General features: G+C 53.0%; 2 protein-coding genes. Both read left to right on the top strand.

All coding sequences use genetic code 11. The annotated features are described in order from the left end of the window. A partial coding sequence (locus tag V6D20_18965) for an FAD-dependent oxidoreductase (protein HEY9817862.1) occupies positions 1-418 on the top strand: 418 nt, incomplete at its 5' end. 9 nt (positions 419-427) lie between these two features. Further along, positions 428-1145 (top strand): uroporphyrinogen decarboxylase (gene hemE / locus V6D20_18960; protein HEY9817861.1); only part of this gene is annotated, 718 nt, incomplete at its 3' end.

Here is a 1145-nt window from a genome sequence, read left to right as displayed (position 1 = left end):
ACAAAATGCCAAGGAAGAGGGCGTTCAGTTTCTCTTCAACCGCCAGCCTATTGAAATTGTCGGCAATGGTCGGGTGGAAGGTGTCAAGGTCGTGACCACTGAGCTGGGTGAGCCCGATGAGCGGGGACGTCGTCGTCCTGTCCCCATCGCTGGTAGTGAAGAAATTCTTCCAGCTGATCTGGTGTTAATCGCTTTTGGTTTCCAGCCTAGCCCAGCCCCTTGGCTAACGGATATCGGTGTTGAGCTCAACAGCTGGCAAGGTGTGGTTGCTCCTGAGGAGCAACCATTCAAGTTCCAGACCAGTAATCCCAAGGTATTTGCCGGTGGGGACATGGTGCGTGGTTCGGACTTGGTGGTGACGGCCATTTGGGAGGGGCGTCAGGCTGGTGAAGGGATCCTCGATTACCTAAAAGTATAAGGATCGTTGATGACTTCACTAAAGAACGACCGCTTCCTGCGGGCTCTGCTGCGTCAGCCCGTCGACGTGACGCCGGTATGGATGATGCGCCAAGCCGGTCGTTACCTGCCAGAATATCGCCAGACTAGGACTAAAGCCGGGGATTTCATGGGCCTTTGTACCAATCCCGAGCTGGCCTGTGAAGTCACCCTACAGCCTCTGCAGCGCTACCCCTTGGACGCTGCTATCCTATTTTCAGATATCCTGACTATCCCTGATGCGATGGGTCTAGGCTTATATTTTGAAGAAGGCGAGGGGCCCAGGTTCAGAAAGCCACTGCGCACCGAGTCTGATATCACCTCACTCGAAGTGATCAAACCTGAGCATGACTTGTCGTATGTCATCGATGCAGTGACGACCATTCGCAGGGAATTAAACGGGCGGGTGCCTCTGATCGGTTTCTCCGGAAGCCCTTGGACATTGGCCACCTACATGATTGAAGGTGGATCCAGCCGTGACTTCGCCCGTAGCAAAACGATGCTCTATGAGCAGCCAGAACTTATGCATCAACTGTTGGATGTGTTGGCTCAATCAGTTATTGCCTATCTGATCGCACAAATCACTGCTGGTGCGCAGGCAGTACAAATCTTCGATACTTGGGGGGGCAGTCTTTCCCATACGGCCTACCGAGAATTTTCACTGAACTATATGTGTAACATTGTCGCGGGCTTGATCAAGGAGAGTGAAG

It is taken from the genome of Candidatus Obscuribacterales bacterium (genome assembly GCA_036703605.1).
GTDB lineage: Bacteria > Cyanobacteriota > Cyanobacteriia > RECH01 > RECH01 > RECH01.
This window is presented reverse-complemented; position numbering and strand designations above follow the sequence as displayed.